The 18,388-nt window shown below is 40.3% G+C and carries 11 protein-coding genes and 3 pseudogenes; 6 read left to right on the plus strand and 8 right to left on the minus strand.

The window, feature by feature from the left end; translation table 11 throughout:
- Positions 1-279: 279 nt before the first annotated feature.
- On the plus strand, positions 280-1,179 hold the full coding sequence (locus EJF25_RS01600; protein ID WP_125039737.1) for an AraC family transcriptional regulator: 900 nt from the start codon (positions 280-282) through the stop codon (positions 1,177-1,179).
- Here the strand turns inward: EJF25_RS01600 and EJF25_RS01605 are convergent.
- The 4 genes from EJF25_RS01605 to EJF25_RS01615 all read right to left on the minus strand — a co-directional run bounded on the left by EJF25_RS01605 (position 1,169) and on the right by EJF25_RS01615 (position 6,112).
- Positions 1,169-2,590, minus strand: coding sequence for an L-fucose/L-arabinose isomerase family protein (locus tag EJF25_RS01605; RefSeq protein ID WP_125039738.1), 1,422 nt, complete (start codon positions 2,588-2,590; stop codon positions 1,169-1,171). The two genes, EJF25_RS01600 and EJF25_RS01605, sit on opposite strands and share 11 nt — an antisense overlap.
- Before the next feature lie 33 nt (positions 2,591-2,623).
- Positions 2,624-4,048 carry a hypothetical protein gene (locus EJF25_RS25315; RefSeq protein WP_235016669.1) on the minus strand — a complete coding sequence of 475 codons (1,425 nt, stop codon included), beginning with the start codon at positions 4,046-4,048 and terminating at the stop codon, positions 2,624-2,626.
- A gap of 17 nt (positions 4,049-4,065) precedes the next feature.
- Complete coding sequence (locus EJF25_RS25320) at positions 4,066-5,739, minus strand: glycosyl hydrolase (protein ID WP_235016670.1); 1,674 nt, start codon at positions 5,737-5,739, stop codon at positions 4,066-4,068.
- Positions 5,740-5,965: 226 nt separating this feature from the next.
- A complete protein-coding gene (locus tag EJF25_RS01615; protein WP_125039739.1) occupies positions 5,966-6,112 on the minus strand; it encodes a transposase in 147 nt (48 codons plus the stop codon).
- Positions 6,113-6,234: 122 nt separating this feature from the next.
- Here EJF25_RS01615 and EJF25_RS01620 point away from each other — a divergent pair, with 122 nt between their 5' ends.
- On the plus strand, positions 6,235-10,275 hold the full coding sequence (locus EJF25_RS01620) for a glycoside hydrolase family 2 TIM barrel-domain containing protein (protein ID WP_125039740.1): 4,041 nt from the start codon (positions 6,235-6,237) through the stop codon (positions 10,273-10,275).
- A 346-nt stretch (positions 10,276-10,621) separates the two neighbouring features.
- Here the strand turns inward: EJF25_RS01620 and EJF25_RS01625 are convergent, their stop codons facing one another.
- Positions 10,622-11,908 (minus strand): IS1380-like element ISBf12 family transposase, encoded by a 1,287-nt coding sequence (locus EJF25_RS01625; protein ID WP_009040242.1) that lies wholly within the window; start codon positions 11,906-11,908, stop codon positions 10,622-10,624.
- A gap of 128 nt (positions 11,909-12,036) precedes the next feature.
- On the opposite strand from EJF25_RS01625, the pseudogene EJF25_RS01630 reads away from it, so the two are divergent.
- The 4 genes and pseudogenes from EJF25_RS01630 to EJF25_RS01645 form a co-directional block, all read left to right on the plus strand.
- Positions 12,037-12,807: pseudogene (locus EJF25_RS01630) on the plus strand (helix-turn-helix transcriptional regulator); the annotation flags it as partial.
- A gap of 120 nt (positions 12,808-12,927) precedes the next feature.
- Positions 12,928-13,632 carry a succinate dehydrogenase/fumarate reductase cytochrome b subunit gene (locus EJF25_RS01635; RefSeq protein ID WP_125039742.1) on the plus strand — a complete coding sequence of 235 codons (705 nt, stop codon included), beginning with the start codon at positions 12,928-12,930 and terminating at the stop codon, positions 13,630-13,632.
- Positions 13,633-13,668: 36 nt separating this feature from the next.
- Positions 13,669-15,648: a fumarate reductase/succinate dehydrogenase flavoprotein subunit gene (locus tag EJF25_RS01640; RefSeq protein ID WP_125039743.1), complete on the plus strand. Its 1,980-nt coding sequence runs from the start codon at positions 13,669-13,671 to the stop codon at positions 15,646-15,648.
- 36 nt (positions 15,649-15,684) lie between these two features.
- A complete protein-coding gene (locus EJF25_RS01645) occupies positions 15,685-16,440 on the plus strand; it encodes a succinate dehydrogenase/fumarate reductase iron-sulfur subunit (protein ID WP_125039744.1) in 756 nt (251 codons plus the stop codon).
- Positions 16,441-16,539: 99 nt separating this feature from the next.
- Here EJF25_RS01645 and EJF25_RS01650 read toward each other — a convergent pair.
- From EJF25_RS01650 to EJF25_RS01660, 3 genes and pseudogenes are all read right to left on the minus strand, one after another.
- Positions 16,540-16,933 (minus strand): annotated as a pseudogene (locus EJF25_RS01650) (S24 family peptidase); the annotation flags it as partial.
- A 222-nt stretch (positions 16,934-17,155) separates the two neighbouring features.
- A pseudogene (locus tag EJF25_RS26290) lies at positions 17,156-17,330 on the minus strand (DUF4248 domain-containing protein).
- 164 nt (positions 17,331-17,494) lie between these two features.
- Entirely contained in the window at positions 17,495-18,352 is an 858-nt protein-coding gene (locus tag EJF25_RS01660; RefSeq protein ID WP_125039745.1) for a helix-turn-helix transcriptional regulator, read from the minus strand.
- Positions 18,353-18,388: the final 36 nt, after the last annotated feature.

Here is an 18,388-nt window from a genome sequence, read left to right on the forward strand (position 1 = left end):
TTGATATTTATAAGTATCTCTTGGGGAGCGCAACTGATTTTACAATTTTCTCATATAATTTCATGCTTGTAAATGAGAATAACACCAAGATGGAGAGGAACTATACAGGAAAATTATCAAAACTGATATATAACTTTTCATTTTTGATAAATTAGAACGGTGGTATCCGAATTCACTTTGTAAATTGTTACTCATTTGTTCTCGTATATCGAAAAAATGCTTTAATTTGTCTCCGCATTAATCAATTAATGAGTTATCTTATTATTTATTGAAATTAGCATGAGCACAATTGAAAACCGTAATATTAAGTACTTTAACATAAGTAATAATGATGAAGCATGGGGAATTGTAGTGACTACTGTGGGTTCTCAATTGATTCCGAAACATAGTTCCTACCCTCGTTCTCAGCATCCGAAGTCCCATATCTTTAATCCGAGGAGTGGTAGGGTATTGAAAGAATATCAGCTTATTTATATTTCCAACGGTGGAGGATATTTTGAATCACAATCCTGTAAGAGACAACGTATTGAAGCGGGAACTATGATTCTATTATTTCCGAACGAATGGCATACTTATGAACCGGATATTGATACGGGGTGGTATGAGTATTGGGTAGGATTTAAGGGAGTGCATATCGATAACCGAGTGGCGAATGGATTCTTCTCACCGAAGTGTCCTCTCTATCATATAGGCTTTAGTTCATCGATCATCGGGTTGTATGAGGACATTGTGAATTATACCTTGGAAGAGAAAGCGGGATATCAGCAGATTATTTCAAGTATTGTACTTTATATTTTAGGTTCTGTCTATTATAAAAAAAGGAATGAAACTTTCAACGATTCCCTTGCCGTTAATAAAATCAATGAAGCCCGTACGATTATGAAACAAGAAATTGAGAATAATATTTCTCCTGAAGGTATTGCGGAAAGGCTTGGAGTGAGTTATTCCTGGTTTCGGAAAATGTTTAAGCAATATGTAGATGTATCACCTGCACAATATCAGGCTAATTTGAGATATTTAAGATCGAAGGAGTTATTGGATACGACAGATATGAGTATCATGGATATTGCTTTTAAACTTAACTTCGAAAATGTGGGACAGTTTTCTACTTTCTTCCGTAAGAAAGAAGGAATCCCCCCTTACCAGTATCGTAAGGAGGGACATCATATCAAGAAATAACTATGACGGGAATATTTAGCATAAATGCATATTTCTTAAGAATATCGGCTACATGACCTACACCAATGGAACAATGGTGCGATGGTCCTGCCTTGCTCCACCTTTCGATAAACTCTTTGGCGGATATCGGGAACTTGTACCTGCTGTTGAGATTGCCGATATTCAGTATAGGCCCCGGCACGGATTCTCCTTCAGCAATCAGGAAAGATAATCCACCTTTTTCTTCGACAACGGATAATAAAGTCACCGGACCTTGTCTGACAGACATTTGGATAGATAATCCTTTGCCCGGTTTTCCATGATATACGGGCAGTGGAACGAGTTTCACCCGATCTTCTGAAATAATAAAGTGTGCCGGTCCGTCGTGACCTAGCATAACGATATCATCATTGTAGTCCAAGGCATAAAACTCAGAGAAACATCCGCCGATGCCGAGAAGTGACATGATTTTCATGGCTTGTGCATTCTTTACTTCATATTCGCCTGCTATGGGAATATTCTTTCCGGTGAGAATGGTGTTTCCGGCAATGATAGAGGTAATGATATTCTCATATTCATTACCATTCAAGCCCGAATAGTAATAGGCCATCGAACCGAGCTTATGTTTAGTAACCAGCTTGTCAAGTGCTACGGATGTGTGTGCTGCTCTTTCAATTTCATCTGCTGTACAGGTTTCGTCGATCGTGAATATCCTGCTAAACTCTTCTTTCTTCGATTCGATTTCTGCCTGAGTTGCACTCTGTCTTAGAGCTGCCAGTTCACACATTTCCAATATTTCGATATGCGTGCCGAATACAGTACTTTGTAGTGCCAGATCGGAGTATACGTCGACCATTCCTCCGTAATAATTACCGAGTACCCCCATACGGTTTTTTCGCATCCCTTGTGATACTTCTGCTGCTTTAATCCATTGGGAGATTTCTGTCCAAGTTTCCTGGTCGTCCAGATATCCGGATACGATCTCATATCGGATTGAGGTACGATTGAATACTGAGCAGAATTCGGGAATGGAACAAGCCTGACAGTTTGCCAGCCATTCTCCGGTCATACTACCTCTGTCGCTCATGCTGTTTAGTTTGTCGTATTCAATGGCAGGCAGAGGTTGCATGTTCAACAGGATAACTGGTATATTCAGCCGATTGGCTATCGGAATAATGGTAGATGAAAGAGCATAGGTCGAAATGAAAATGAATAGAATTTCGACATCTTCGCTCTTCATTAGGGAGGTTACCCGATCTGCCTTTTCAGAGTCATCGACCATTCCTGCATCGATGACTGTCACATTGCCGAGCGACTGCATTTTATTCTTTATTTTGTTCTGATAACCTATCAGACGGTCTAATAGTCCTTCAAATTGTCCCCAGTATGTATTGAGGCCGACTCCCATCAAGCCGATTTTTACATTCTCCATGATATTGTTTTTTGTATTTGAATAATCTGTCTTTTATTTTGAGGTGATAACATCGAAATCTTCCATTAATCCGTAATTCATGAAGTAATATTCATTTCCCGGTGCTTGCTTCTGTACTCCGTTCCAATGCCAGGGGCCGGTAATGCTGACTTCAGTTGTATAGTGAGGTCCCATCAGGTTTCTCAGGCTACCGATTACTCTGACTTCAATTTTATTATCTCCTTTTTTTATATACGGTGTAAGGTCAAAATTGTAAGGCTTATAAGCGATGATACCTGCTTTCTGGTCATTTACGTACACTTCGGCAAGTGTTCCATTCCACTTGTTCAGTTGGATTGCATAACGGTCCGAAAGGTTGTCGATATGATATGTTTTACTATAGCCCATATCCCATGAATAATAAGGTTGTCCCTGTTCTTTCCAGCTTCCTGTCTTAAAGGTTTTGACAGGTTCTCGGATTACCCAACCCATTGGTGCAGATTCCAATGAGAAATCTCCTAAAACGTAGACTGGAGCAATCTCGGCATAAATACTCATCGGTTTCACGCTCAACTCAATGGTGTTTACTCCTGTTTTGGCAACATCTCCGATATTGTAGACTCCAAAACGGCTATCCAGCCAATACTCTCCGTTAAGTGCTGATAGTGCTTTTCCATTTACTTTTACTTTCCAGATATCCGGTTGTTCGGCAACAAGTCTCATCTTGCTTTTATCTATATTGCCTGCAACGATGAAATTATAGAGTACTTTGATATCACCTGTGCGGAAAGTATCCTTCTCAACAATTTTTTGTTTGTACTGAATGGCGGAGTTCCAGGGATCATTCATGCCATAATGTTGATACAACTTGTTACAAGCTTCTACCGTATAGAGATGCCTTTCCGCTTTTCCATCTATAATCAGATCACAGAAGTCAATACTCAGTGCGTTATCTTTCAGTCTTTTCACCTCCAATGGGGTAGAGGATCTCATTATTTGTCCACTAGCAATTTCCGGTTTCACTTTATATGTATTAGTAGCTGACGGCGAACTGAATAAGATTAAACTACCGGCAGGTGGAAGACTAAATTCTGCTTCTACATGATTGCCGTCCGTTTTGCATGGGTATGCGTAGATTGATCCGGACATGGCATCAAGTTCCATCAATGTTTTCCCTTCGATGGAAACACGTCCTGTTGCAGATTCAGTTAATGAAGAATTGACCAGAAATACCAGTTCGCCATCTTTGTAGGTTCTTCTATGATGATAGAGATGGTTACCAGCTACTTGCCTGAAGCAGATTTGGGGGCTTGCAAATACGGTCTGGATCAGCTGATCGGATAGTTCGTTGTAGGTTTTGATCTGTCCTGCATAATCTTTCATGAATTGAGCCAGCTCAGCACTTTCTTTCCCATCAATGAAGGTCGGTGTAGAGAAGACGATCAGTTCACCTCCGGATTTTACAAATTCTTTCAACAATTGGAATGTCCTTGTATTCAGGTTTTCGGTAATTGGAGGAAGAACCACTTTTTATATCCTCTTTTGCCTACGAAAAATTGCCCTTTTTTTACTTTACCCTGGTCTTTAATGATATTCTCAGAACCTAAATCATATTCTACCTGGCTTTTTTCCAGTTCGGTGATAAAGTTCTGGAATGCGATACCGATGTCCATTGTTCTGACTTGTCCTTTTACATACGAATAAGTCAGCCAAGCAGTAGTAGTTGGTTCTATAATCAATATATCGTTGAGTTGATCACCTTGGCTCAGGATCAGAGACAGACGTGCGAAATAATCATTCTGAGTCTTATAGTTTGACCACCAAGGAGAGATGGAAGTAAAGACAGGCGGGTAATCGTATTTGCGTGCTCCCACGATAGTCATGTGTGACAGATGCTGGTTCATGAAGTTCACTCCTAGTACATATTCCCAGTCACCCAGTCTTTTGAAATCCTCGAAAGTCTCATTCCAACCGCCACCACCATACGTCTCGCTAAGTGTCCGGGTATATCCCATCTGATTGGCAACGCTACTCAATTCTTTAACTGATCTTATATTTCCGAATTGAGCCATCGGATGTCCTTCGTTATATTGGTTGAACAACATATCGATTGCAGGCATCTGGTGCCATGCATACATAGCCATATTGTCTCCGCCATGAGACATGTCCGGCCATCCGTGCTCCCAGTAATGACCTGTCCATTTCATATTCTTCTTCTCGCAATAGGCGTGATAGGGTTTCGCCCATCGGTCAATAAAAAGTTGAGTAAGTGTTTCTGTGTAGTTGTGACGGACTTGCTGCCAGTTATCCGTTGTTTCTACTAATAAGGGAAGTACTGATTTTAAATCATACCCCCAACGTTTCTGGAATACGTCGAATAAGTCGGGAGTCCAGCGTATGCCACCCGGACTTGAAATGTTAGGTTCGTCGGTGAAAATACCTTTAATAACAGTACCGAGCTCTTTTCCGAAAGTCTTTTCATATCCTGTCATTGTGATGTCTAAGAACTTCTCTGTTACACCGGGATGTAGCAAATCGACATATGAATAACCGCCATGCCAGTCGGAACGGCCATAGTAAGTCTTCTTATACAAATAGTATTCCCCTTTGGTGTTCTTATAATCAGCTAGGCAAGCTGTGATGTCTTTAAAAGTACTCCCTTCTTTTTTCAAACATAAGAAGTAATCTTTTGCATTATCAGGCAGAGTCTCGACCTTTGTGTAGTCCAATCCTTGTCCCTGATTATACGATTCGGGCATTTGTTCGTTCACATGCCCTCCGGCGAATCCGCTTGGATATGAATTCTCGTCGTAGATCCAAATATCCATTCCCAGTTTCTTTCCGGCTTCTACGCTGTATTTATACAATCTGAACCAGTCATCAGAGAGGTATTCGGTGATCAGTCCCGGACGTGGATGTACAAAAGCTCCTCCAAATCCCTGTGATTTAAGTTCCCTCAACATGCGGTCGATATCCGCATTCGTTACTTTCGTGTTCCACACCCATAGCGGAGCGGAACGGAATTCTTTTGATGGATTTTTAAAAGCTGCTTTCAACTTTTCGAATTGTCTTTCTCTGGGTTGTTCAGAGGAAGCCTTTCCTACATAGCAGCACAGTGCTGCAATAGCGAAAACAAGTGTTTTACGGAAAGATTGTAGATTCGTTTTCATATTTTGCAATGTATTTTATGGTAACGTATTTTGAAACCGGAGTTAATAGTGTGAATTTACAAAGGCAAAAGTAACTGGTTACAAAAAATAATTATTGCTAATAATGATATATTTCTTATCAAAAATGATATTCGTATTGACATATTTTTAGTTAATCCTTCGTCTCTCAGGTATTAATGTGGAATGTGTTAAATATTAATATAGTAGTGCATTCCAAAGAGCGAAATCACAAGGAAGTACAACCGGACTTTACCCAATATAATATATCATTAATGATAGAGCGAAGAGAATGTTTACGCTTGCGCTCTTTGTCATCTAAAAGATTTTCTATAACTTGCCACTGTTTATCAGTCAGGTCGGTACCATATCCCATTTTATTACTCTTTAAATATGATTTGGTTGTTATATTTAAAGATACAAAATTGAGAAAAATTACCACCTGATAAACTTTTAGATAACTCAAAATAGTTTCTAAATTTAATACCTGAATATGTTATGAAGAACATTCATTTAATTGGTTTCCTTCTTATGACCTTGACTGCCAATGCTCAAGAGAAAGTATTGGAAGGATTTACTTATGCAGAAATAGTCGCTCCAACAGGAAAAGAGTGGGAGACACCCGAACAGGTAGCGCTTAATAAAGAACAGCCTCATGCTTGGTTCTTTACTTTTTCCGATAGTGAAAACGCACGTCGTGTATTGCCAGAATACAGTAGTTATTGCAAATCTCTGAATGGTACCTGGAAGTTTAATTGGGTAGGTAATCCCGATGAACGTCCGCTTGAATTTTATCAACCGTCTTTTGATGTTTTAAACTGGGATACGGTAAGTGTACCTATGCAATGGAATGTTGCAGGTATTCAAAAAGACGGAAGTCTGAAGTATGGAACACCTATTTATGCCAATCAACCGGTGATTTTCCAACATAAGGTGGAAGTGGGTGACTGGAAGGGAGGAGTCATGCGCACTCCGCCTCAGGATTGGGTGACTTATAAACATCGTAACGAGGTAGGTTCATATCGTCGGACTTTTACTATTCCGGAAGATTGGAAAGAACGGGAAGTATATATAAACTTTGATGGAGTTTCTTCTTTCTTCTATTTGTGGATTAATGGACATTATATCGGATTTTCCAAAAATTCACGTAATACAGCTTCATTCAATATTACCCCTTATCTAAATAAGAACGGGGAGAATGTAGTGGCAGTTGAAGTATACCGTAACTCGGACGGCTCTTTCCTCGAAGCACAGGATATGTTTCGTTTACCGGGAATCTTCCGTTCTGTTTCATTAACTTCTACTGCTAAAGTACAAGTGCGTGATCTTCGTATATTTCCGGATCAGGATACTGATTATAAGAATGGAAATGTACGCATAGAAGCGGATATTCGTAATCTTGGCAAAAAGTCGGCGAAAGGATATACAATTTCTTATTCGCTCTATGCCAACAAACTTTATTCAGATGAGAATATAGTAGTGAATGGTGTGAATGGTACGGTGGATGTAGAAGAATTGGGAAAAGGTGAAATGGCATCTGCTGTCACTACTATACAGGTGGATAATCCGCGCAAATGGTCGTCAGAAGCGCCTTACCGTTATGTATTGGTAGGGCAACTGAAAGACAAGAAAGGAAGAGTTGTTGAAACCTTTTCTACCGCTTTTGGCTTCTGTAAAGTAGAAATTAAAGATACACCGGCCGATAAGGATGAATTCGGATTGGCAGGACGATATTATTATGTAAATGGTAAAACAGTCAAACTGAAAGGAGTGAACCGTCAGGAAATCAATCCGGCTACGGGAAATGCCATTACCCATCAACAAATGGAAGAAGAAATAATGTTGATGAAGCGGGGTAATATTAATCATGTGCGTAATTCACATTATTCCTGTGATCCTTATTGGTATTATTATTGTGATAAGTATGGTATTTATCTGGAAGATGAGGCTAATATTGAAAGTCATGAATATTACTATGGTGATGCGTCTTTATCACATGTTCCAGAGTTTGAAGCAGCTCATGTGGCACGTGTAATGGAACTGGCACACTCTCATGTCAATCATCCGTCCGTCGTGATTTGGTCATTAGGTAACGAAGCGGGACCGGGAAAAAACTTTGTGACTGCCTATGAGAAATTGCATGCTTTCGATCCTTCACGACCTGTGCAATATGAGCGCAATAATTCGATTGTCGATATGGGTTCCAATCAATATCCGTCTATCGGCTGGATGCGGGGTGCAGTGACTGGTAAATACAATATCAAATATCCTTTCCATGTATCCGAATATGCTCATTCAATGGGTAATGCTGTGGGTAATCTGATAGATTATTGGGAAGCGATAGAATCAACGAACTTTTTCTGTGGAGCAGCTATATGGGATTGGGTAGATCAGGCTTTGTATAATTATGATCCTCAAACGGGTGACCGATATCTGGCTTATGGCGGTGATTTTGGGGATAAACCTAATAGTGGTATGTTTTGTATGAATGGCATTCTGTTTCCCGAACATTTACCCAAACCTGCTTTCTATGAAGTAAAGAAAGTATATCAGAATGTAGGGGTACGGGCGGTAGATATGAAGAAAGGACAAATTGAGATATTCAATAAGAATTATTTCACTTCCTTGAAAGACTATGAAATGCTGTGGATACTTTATAAGGACGGGAAACCAATCAAAGAGGGTACGGCTCCTAAAAAATCGTTTTCTGCTGTTGAGGCTCGTTCGAAAACTACATTTACTATACCTTATAGCTATTATGAACTGGCAAAAGAAAGCGAATATTTTGTAAAGGTACAATTCAGGCTGGCAAAGGATATGCCGTGGGCGAAAGCCGGTTTCGTGCAGATGGAAGAGCAACTGGCGGTAAAAGCTCCCGAAAGCAAGCCTTCTTTGTCTTCGGTGACTGCTTCACTTGACAAACCGGTGGTGACAGAGAATGGAACCTTTACGACAGTTACAGGAAAGAATTTCCTAGTGAAATTTGATAATGAGCAGGGAACTATCTATAGCCTTGAATACGATGGTCGCAAAGTATTGTGTGAGGGCGAAGGACCTAAGATTAATGCGCTGCGTGCTCCGGTTGATAATGACAATTGGGCATATCGGCAATGGTTTGAAAAAGGGTTGCATAACTTGAAACATAAAGCAACAAGTTATCAATGGATTAATGGCAAAAATAAAACGGATCAAGTAGTGCAATTGATGTATACTGTAGAATCGCAAGCTCCGAATGCCGCCGTATTAGAGGGAGGTACTTCAGGAAGATATAGTGTGAAAGAACTCACAGAACGTCCGTTCGGGCCGGATGATTTTAAGTTTGTCACCAGTCAGATATGGACCATTTATCCGGATGGATCTATAGAACTGCGTACAGAAATAACTTCGAATGATCCTTCTTTGGTGTTGGCTCGTTTAGGATATGCGATGCAAGTTCCTACAAGATTGCAACAATACAGTTATTATGGTCGTGGTCCTTGGAATAATTTTAATGACCGTCGGACTGGTTCATTTATAGAGATGTTCCAAAGTACGGTCAAAGATCAGTATGCAGATTTCCCCAAACCGCAAAGTATGGGTAACCGGGAAGGAATACGTTGGTGTGCACTGACGGATAATTCCGGTGATGGTATAGAGTTTGTGGCAGACGGACAAATGTCAGCTTCTGCATTACCGTGGTCTGATATGGAGATGACACTTGCCCCTCATCCTTATCAATTGCCGAAATCCAAGGCTACACACCTTCATATAGATTTAGGGGTGACAGGGCTTGGTGGAAATAGCTGTGGGCAAGGTGGACCGTTAGAACAAGACCGTATCAAGGCTGAAAATCATTCGATGAGTTTTATCATCCGTCCGGTACGTGGGGCAACCTATACGGAAACGGCGAATGTTGTACCTGCGGGAGAAGTTCCTTTAGCCATTTCTCGTGCTCGTAATGGTTTGGTAACGATCCATTCACAGAAAACGGATGCTGATATTGCTTATATGTTGAATGATGGTAAAAAAGAAATAAGTTATAACGAACCTTTTAATTTGCGCGAAGGCGGTACAGTTACTGCTTTTTATAGAAGTAATAAAGCTGTATCCACCCGTATGACATTTGCAAAGATTGAGAAAGTTCCATTGACAGTCGTTTATGCTTCCAGTCAAGAAACAGGCGGTGAAGATGCGGCAAATCTTGTGGATGAGGACCCTAACACAACCTGGCACACCATGTATTCGGTGACTGTAGCAAAATATCCTCATTGGGTGGATTTTGACGCAGGAGAAGTGAGGACTATTAAAGGATTTATCTATTTGCCCCGTCAGGATGGTTCGATGAATGGTTTTGTAAAAGAGTACTCTTTGGAAATAAGTATGGATGGAAAGACATGGAGCGATGCAGTAGCAACAGGTACCTTTGATAGTAACAAGAAAGCCAAAAGAGTAGAGTTGAAAATTCCTGTACAGGCACGCTATATTCGTTTTACTTGTTTGAGTTCTCAGAATGGAACTGATTTCGCCGGTGGTGCCGAATTCTCAATCATAGCAGATTAGCTAATTTGTCATTTCTAAAATAGATGTCATTCAAAAAGTGGTTAGTTGAAACACACTAACCACCACCTGAAATATGTATGTGCCTGCTGGTGGATAAACTATCAGAGTTTTTATTATACCTGCTTTAATATAAAAAGGTACAAAAGCTTTGAGATTATCAGAGATAATAATTAATCCTCAAATCCGCAACTAAGCCCTTGAACGTCCTTATTGCGTTTACACGTCCTCTCATTACTGAATTTGCAGATAATTTGAACTTGAAGCACCCACTTCTGCCTACAATATCCCCTTACCCCACAATGTGACTTGAGGCAATACACAATATCATTCCCATAAGTTGTAGGCATTATCCAAAATCAGTCTGGAAAACATCTGCGTAAGCATTATTACAGGTATAGATGTTCAGCACATACCGCCTTGATGTCCTGATCCACTTGGCTGGTACAGAGATAAACCTGAAGACAAACGCTTTTATGCGACTTGTTGCATTGAGCCCGAACTTCTTTACGTCAAGTCTTTGAATAATGGCCTTGTAAAAGTTACGGATAAGTGCTGTAAGAAGAAGGAACACTGTGTTCTCTGCCATGAAGGATTTGGGCAATCTGTCCCACCCGAAACCATTGTTCATATCATCGAAGATACGTTCCTTTCCTCCACGAAGGTTATAGAACTCGACAATTTCTCTTACGGAAGAATCATAGTCGTTAGTCAGGATACAACGGTATGTGTATTCTCCTTCCCAAAAATCCTGCACACCATCCATCCGTTTCTGTCTTTGAATCACAAGTCGATATGCCTTACCTTTCCACTTCTCAACAAGGATAGAGTTCAATTCAAACTCAATGCCATTGATTTCCTCAGTTTTCCAGCCTTTGAGAGCAAAGGTGTCATTGTAGATCGAACTGCAGCGGTTAGCACGGATATAGAAGGACTTGCAGTGTTTTTCTATTTCCTCCACGATTTCCTCGGAACATGATCCACAATCAGCTCTGAAGCGATTGATAGTGAGCCCATTCTGTTCAAATCTCGCAAAGAACCTCTTCAGCGTGTCCTTCTGATGGAAACGAACATTTGTGTTACCATCGCTATTCTCTATACCGACTATCAAATCGCCAATAACCGCCACGCCAGGGCGATAACCAAGGAACTTCTTGTATGTAGGCTTTGCATCATACTTCTCTGTCTCTATGAACTGATGGTCGAAATCAACATCATACATCTCACCCTCTTTCAGTTGGCCAGATGCAAATATACAATTGAGCAATAAAGTATTGAGAGTGTCAGCCGTATTGAAATCGTAGGTCTTGCCCATATCTGATGTGTATGAAATGTTTTCTTGCGTCAACTCCTTTATCGCCCTGAGGATAGTATCAGAGCTACAAGTGCGAAGTGTCGGATGAAGCGAGAGGTGGTTCATCAAATGAGTAGTGACATCCTCAATACATGAACCGCTACAGAAGTAGATACTCATGAGAGAACGGATGATTTCGCTGTACTGATAACCGAACGATCTACACCTTAGACCGAGGGTTGAGTCGATTACAGATGATAATGTGGAGTCAAATTGCTCCATGATTGAAAATAATCCCCCAAAAGGAGTGAGTCTCTCAGATTTAATTTGTATCTTCGCCATGTCTATCGTCGGATTCTCTTGTTTTTTTTGCAACACTAAGATAAGTGAAAATTCTGACATGGCAAAATCCTGAGCAACTTTTTGTTGCTCAGGTACTTAAAAAGTTTAATTTATAATAGTGTTGCGGAATTAAGGAAGATAAGTGTACACAAAATTGCATACTTCTCATGATTAAAGGCGAATTGCTGATCAATAGTGAAGAATATCCCGGTACCGTATTATATGACAGACAATTTATTCTTCAAGCTATTGGGTCAAAAATTGAATTGCTTGCACTTACGGAAGTGGAGTATATATGCTATTGGTTTAACGAATTGCCAATGGTTTGCCCCGATCGTTACCAAGAAATCATTGAACAAGCAGAAGCTCCGATCATTTACACTCCAATGGTCATGAATTCCCGGTTACAGTATCTGGCCACAGACCTCGCCAGTTATCTTGACGAACAACCTCCTTGTGGCAAATTCATCGAACTGAAATGTCAGGAACTAATATTTTTGATCATCACCTATTATCCACTCCCTCAATTAAGGGCTTTTTTCTATCCGATCAGTAGCTATACGGAAAGTTTCCAATATTTTATCATGCAGAATTATAGCAAGGTAAAGAATGTAGAGGAGTTTGCACATTTAGGAGGATATACGACTACTACTTTCCGACGTCTTTTTAGAAACTTATACGGTGTACCCGTCTACGAATGGATATTAGAGAAAAAACGGGAAGGTATTTTGGAGGATCTCCAGCATACAAAAATGCGTATTACTGAAATCAGTAATCGATACGGTTTCGACTCTTTATCTCACTTCGCCCATTTCTGCAAAGATTCTTTTGGAGATACTCCGCGTGCATTACGTAAGAAAACGGCTAACGGTGAAAAAATCGGAAAGCTCGCTGATTAAGGAATTATTTCTTTAATTCTTTGGTCAATCAATCAATTTGCTCTATTTTTGCAGTCTGTAAGTGATGTAAAATAACGAAATTTTAGTTCTAACAATTAAATAATTTAAATTCAATCATTTATGTGGTTAAGTAATTCATCTGTAGGAAGGAAAGTGGTGATGAGCGTTACCGGTATCGCCCTTGTCCTGTTTCTAACATTTCACATGGCGATGAACCTTGTTGCAATCATCTCAGCTGATGGTTACAACATGATTTGTGAGTTCCTGGGAGCAAATTGGTATGCCTTAGTAGCTACCTTAGCACTGGCTGCCCTCTTCGTAATTCACATCATCTATGCATTCTGGCTGACCATGCAGAATCGCAAAGCGCGTGGTAGCGAACGCTATGCAGTAGTTGATAAACCCAAAACAGTAGAATGGGCTTCTCAGAACATGTTAGTGTTAGGTATCATTGTAATCGTAGGCCTTGGTTTGCACCTTTTCAATTTCTGGGCAAAAATGCAGTTGCCGGAATTGATGCATAACATGGATATGCATGCTGATACGCTGACTTTAGCTTATGCTGCTAACGGTGCTTATCATATCCAGCAAACTTTCTCTTGCCCGGTTTACGTAGTACTTTACTTGATTTGGCTGTTTGCATTATGGTTCCACTTGACTCACGGTTTCTGGAGTTCTATGCAATCATTGGGATGGAACAACAAAATATGGATCAATCGTTGGAAATGTATTTCTAACATCTACGCTACGATTGTAGTACTCGGTTTCGCACTAGTAGTGGTGGTATTCTTCTTGAAATCACTGATGTGTGGCGGTGCTTGCTAAATGTAAATTGTAAATGATTAAATTGTAAATAAGATTATGATCAAAATAGATTCAAAAATTCCAGAAGGCCCGGTGGCTGAGAAATGGACTAACTATAAAGCTCACCAAAAATTGGTGAACCCTGCTAATAAACGCCGTTTGGATATCATCGTTGTAGGTACGGGTCTGGCAGGTGCTTCTGCTGCTGCTTCACTTGGTGAAATGGGTTTCAGAGTATTCAATTTCTGTATTCAGGACTCTCCTCGTCGTGCACACTCTATCGCTGCACAAGGTGGTATCAATGCTGCCAAAAACTATCAGAATGATGGTGACTCTGTTTACCGTCTGTTTTACGATACAGTAAAAGGTGGTGACTACCGTGCCCGCGAAGCGAACGTTTACCGCTTGGCAGAAGTTTCCAATGCTATCATCGACCAATGTGTAGCACAAGGTGTTCCTTTCGCTCGCGAATATGGTGGTACATTGGACAACCGTTCTTTCGGTGGTGCACAGGTATCACGTACTTTCTATGCCAAAGGCCAAACCGGACAGCAGTTATTGCTGGGTGCTTACTCCGCATTGAGCCGTCAGGTAAACGCAGGTACCGTAAAAATGTACACTCGCTACGAAATGCAAGACGTTGTTATCATTGACGGACGTGCACGCGGTATCATCGCCAAAAACTTAATCACAGGTAAATTGGAACGTTTCGCTGCTCATGCCGTAGTTATTGCTACCGGTGGTTACGGAAACGCTTACTTCCTTTCTACTAACGCTATGGGATGTAACTGTACAGCTGCCATTTCTTGCTATCGCAAGGGTGCCGTATTCGCTAATCCTGCATATGTTCAAATTCACCCGACTTGTATTCCGGTACACGGTGACAAGCAGTCTAAATTGACATTGATGTCTGAATCTCTTCGTAACGACGGACGTATCTGGGTTCCGAAGAAGAAAGAAGATGCTGTTAAACTTCAAAAAGGCGAAATCAAGGGAAGTGATATTCCTGAAGAAGATCGCGACTATTACTTGGAACGCCGCTATCCGGCATTTGGAAACTTAGTTCCGCGTGACGTTGCCAGCCGCGCCGCTAAGGAACGTTGCGACGCAGGTTTTGGTGTGAATAATACCGGCCTAGCTGTATTCCTTGATTTCTCAGAAGCTATCAACCGTTTAGGTATTGATATTGTTCTTCAACGTTATGGTAACCTCTTTGACATGTATGAGGAAATCACTGACGTTAATCCGGGTGAACTGGCAAAAGAAACGAACGGTGTGAAATATTATAACCCGATGATGATTTATCCGGCTATCCACTATACGATGGGTGGTATCTGGGTAGACTACGAACTTCAAACTACAATCAAAGGTCTGTTCGCAATCGGTGAATGTAACTTCTCTGACCACGGTGCAAACCGTCTTGGTGCTTCTGCATTGATGCAAGGTTTGGCCGACGGTTACTTCGTATTGCCTTACACTATTCAAAATTATCTGGCTGACCAGATCACCGTTCCTCGTTTCTCTACTGATCTTCCTGAATTCGCAGAAGCTGAAAAAGCCGTTCAGGCTAAGATTGATCACTTTATGAGTATTCAGGGTAAAGAGTCTGTAGATTCTATCCATAAGAAACTGGGTCATGTAATGTGGGAATGCATGGGTATGGGACGTACCGCAGAAGGTTTGAAAGAAGGTATCGCAAAACTGAAAGAAATCCGCAAGGAATTCGAAACTAACCTGTTTATCCCTGGTTCTAAAGAAGGTATGAATATTGAGCTTGACAAAGCAATCCGTTTGTACGACTTCATCACTATGGGTGAACTTGTAGCTTATGACGCATTGAACCGTAACGAAAGTTGTGGTGGTCACTTCCGTGAAGAATACCAGACCGAAGAAGGAGAAGCAAAACGTGATGACGAAAACTTCTTCTACGTAGCATGCTGGGAATATCAGGGTGATGACGAAAAGGCGCCGGTATTATACAAAGAACCGCTGGTATACGAAGCCATCAAAGTTCAGACTCGTAACTACAAGAGCTAATCGGTGAAGTTAAACATTAAAAAGAATTAGAAGAAAATGGATAAAAATATATCATTTACACTGAAGGTATGGCGCCAAGCCGGTCCAAAGGCTAAAGGTGCTTTTGAAACCTACCAAATGAAAGATATCTCAGGTGATACTTCATTCCTCGAAATGCTGGATATCCTGAACGAACAGTTGATCTGTGAGGGAAAAGAACCGGTTGTATTCGACCATGACTGCCGCGAAGGTATCTGTGGTATGTGTTCTCTTTATATCAACGGACATCCGCACGGTCCCGCAACAGGTGCTACAACTTGCCAGATTTATATGCGTCGTTTCCAGGACGGTGATACAATCACTGTTGAACCTTGGCGTTCGGCCGGTTTCCCGGTTATCAAGGATTTAATGGTAGACCGTACCGCTTATGATAAGATTATGCAGGCCGGTGGTTACGTGAGTGTACGTACAGGTGCTCCTCAGGATGCTAATGCTATCTTGATTCCGAAGCAGATTGCTGACGAAGCGATGGACGCTGCTGCTTGTATCGGTTGTGGCGCTTGTGCTGCCGCATGTAAGAATGGTTCTGCCATGTTGTTCGTATCTGCTAAAGTTAGCCAGTTGAACTTGCTTCCGCAAGGTAAACCGGAAGCTTTGCGCCGTGCAAAAGCAATGCTTTCTAAGATGGATGAATTGGGATTCGGTAACTGTACAAACACTCGTGCTTGTGAAGCTGAATGTCCGAAGAACATCTCTATCAGCAATATCGCTCGTTTGAACCGCGACTTTATTATAGCTAAGTTGAAAGACTAAGTAAAAGCTTGATTTGATTAATAGAAGAATCCCCTGTCAGCATTGTCGGCAGGGGATTTCTTTTACTATCTATTTTCAACTTTATCTTAATTCCACACGTTACATCATCATATGTCTCCAAATAGAGAATTTCACAATTGCCATTGCATTAATGGAAGTGAATGCAATGTCCATCGGCTCATGATGAGGATTATAGCTGACTAATTTTAAACATTCTTCCTTACCCGAACGATTTACATACTTCACAGACAAATGCTCGTCTTCCTCTAATATTGAATGAAACCAGATACATCGCCTCCTAAATAAGATGATTGAAGCTGCTTATTTCCTTGAACTCTACAATATCCCCCGATTTAAGAATAGGATACATACTATCTCCATTCACATAAATAGCTCCATCACAAAAAGAAATTTTCGGAATCTGTATCTTGCCCACTGCATATTGATTTTTGTTCTTAAACAAAGCCTTCAGGTTGGCAGTTGCTGAAATATCTTTAGGGAATTGAATAGTTAAAAAAGAGTGAATCGTTTATGTTAGAACTGCTTTTAAGTTTATAATAAACTATTTCATCGTTTATGCATAAATAGTCATACAATTTATGCATAAACTCCGGCATTCTTTTTAAAAGCATCCAAGCTGTTTTTACGCAATAAAAAAAGGCTGCAAACTTCTTAAAAGTCACAGCCTTCAGTTCATAATCGGGTTATTTATACCCTAATCCTCATAAGGATCGCCTAGATATTTTGTTATAATCTTATACTGTTTTATAGTCAAATACCGATGATTATACGGCAAATAACCTGTTGATATAAGACGGGGTACAACCTTTAATCCATCGGCTGAGACAGTGCACTGCATTTTTACTCGTTGTACATCCGGGGAAATACATCGCAGCAAGTGCAGCAAAAGATAAGATTCCTCACATTCGTCTAACTTCTAATTTGTTGTTTCATTGTTTTCGACTACAAATATACAACATCAAAAAGCCGTTGTCAAGCCTTTAGATCATGTCGGCGTTGATATGTACAGCGAATACGATATTATTATATTATACTATTTCTCTATAATATCGTCCTTATGCTGTTGATGACGCAAATTTCGAGGAGATAGTCCAAATGATTTCTTACAGAAATTTGAGAAATGTGGTAAAGACTCAAAGCCATACTTGTAACATATTTCAGAGATGCTGATCTTAGAGTTATTCAAATCTTCGAGAATACCTTCTTTACGACGTGCCAACATCCATTCGTATACCGGTTCATGAAAAACATTAGTGAAGATGCGACGTAAAGTACTGACAGTATATCCACCCAACTTAGCCAACTCTTCTACTGTCTTTACTTTCTTATAATTTTGGATTATAAAATATTGGAAGCTATTAGTATAGTTTGAGAGTGGATGGATTAAACCTGCCAAATCGTAATCAGAATAGTAATAACCTAAAACAAACGCCAATTCTTTATGTTTTAAGGTCAGCAATTCCCGGCATATCTTAGGTTCACATAAATAAGACTTGACTCCCTCCAGAAAATATCGTAGTTCTGTAGTTATTTTCAAAGGAGAAAATATAAGTGGAGCAGGAATCTCATTCATAATATGATCGAAACGGAAATTACAAAACAATTCGGGTTGATTAAAACGATAATAGATACATTCTGCATCACTCATTGCCAACATCTCAAATTTTGAACCAACAGCTTGAAGGATAAATTCTCCGGCATTCAACATCGTACCTGCATATTCCTGACTATTCACAAGCAACTCTCCTTTTAATAAAAAAAGGATAAAGTTCTCCTCACATTTCCGGGCCGATAAATGATATCCCCTTTGATGAATAACATGAGTAATCGCATTGTCTACAGCTTTGGGACAAGACGGGCAGTCCCAATCGCCCTGACAGGTAGATGTCATAGATATTAAGTGTTTGTTGTTGTTTGCAACAAAAAT

Source organism: Bacteroides faecalis, assembly GCF_003865075.1.
GTDB lineage: Bacteria > Bacteroidota > Bacteroidia > Bacteroidales > Bacteroidaceae > Bacteroides > Bacteroides faecalis.

Bases quoted from the DNA above. Each gene is read 5' to 3' on its own strand.
- EJF25_RS01600 (WP_125039737.1), top strand. From the start codon at position 280: ATGAGCACAATTGAAAACCGTAATATTAAGTACTTTAACATAAGTAAT.
- EJF25_RS01605 (WP_125039738.1), bottom strand. From the start codon at position 2,590: ATGGAGAATGTAAAAATCGGCTTGATGGGAGTCGGCCTCAATACATAC.
- EJF25_RS25320 (WP_235016670.1), bottom strand. From the start codon at position 5,739: ATGAAAACGAATCTACAATCTTTCCGTAAAACACTTGTTTTCGCTATT.
- EJF25_RS01615 (WP_125039739.1), bottom strand. From the start codon at position 6,112: ATGGGATATGGTACCGACCTGACTGATAAACAGTGGCAAGTTATAGAA.
- EJF25_RS01620 (WP_125039740.1), top strand. From the start codon at position 6,235: ATGAAGAACATTCATTTAATTGGTTTCCTTCTTATGACCTTGACTGCC.
- EJF25_RS01625 (WP_009040242.1), bottom strand. From the start codon at position 11,908: ATGGCGAAGATACAAATTAAATCTGAGAGACTCACTCCTTTTGGGGGA.
- EJF25_RS01635 (WP_125039742.1), top strand. From the start codon at position 12,928: ATGTGGTTAAGTAATTCATCTGTAGGAAGGAAAGTGGTGATGAGCGTT.
- EJF25_RS01640 (WP_125039743.1), top strand. From the start codon at position 13,669: ATGATCAAAATAGATTCAAAAATTCCAGAAGGCCCGGTGGCTGAGAAA.
- EJF25_RS01645 (WP_125039744.1), top strand. From the start codon at position 15,685: ATGGATAAAAATATATCATTTACACTGAAGGTATGGCGCCAAGCCGGT.
- EJF25_RS01660 (WP_125039745.1), bottom strand. From the start codon at position 18,352: ATGACATCTACCTGTCAGGGCGATTGGGACTGCCCGTCTTGTCCCAAA.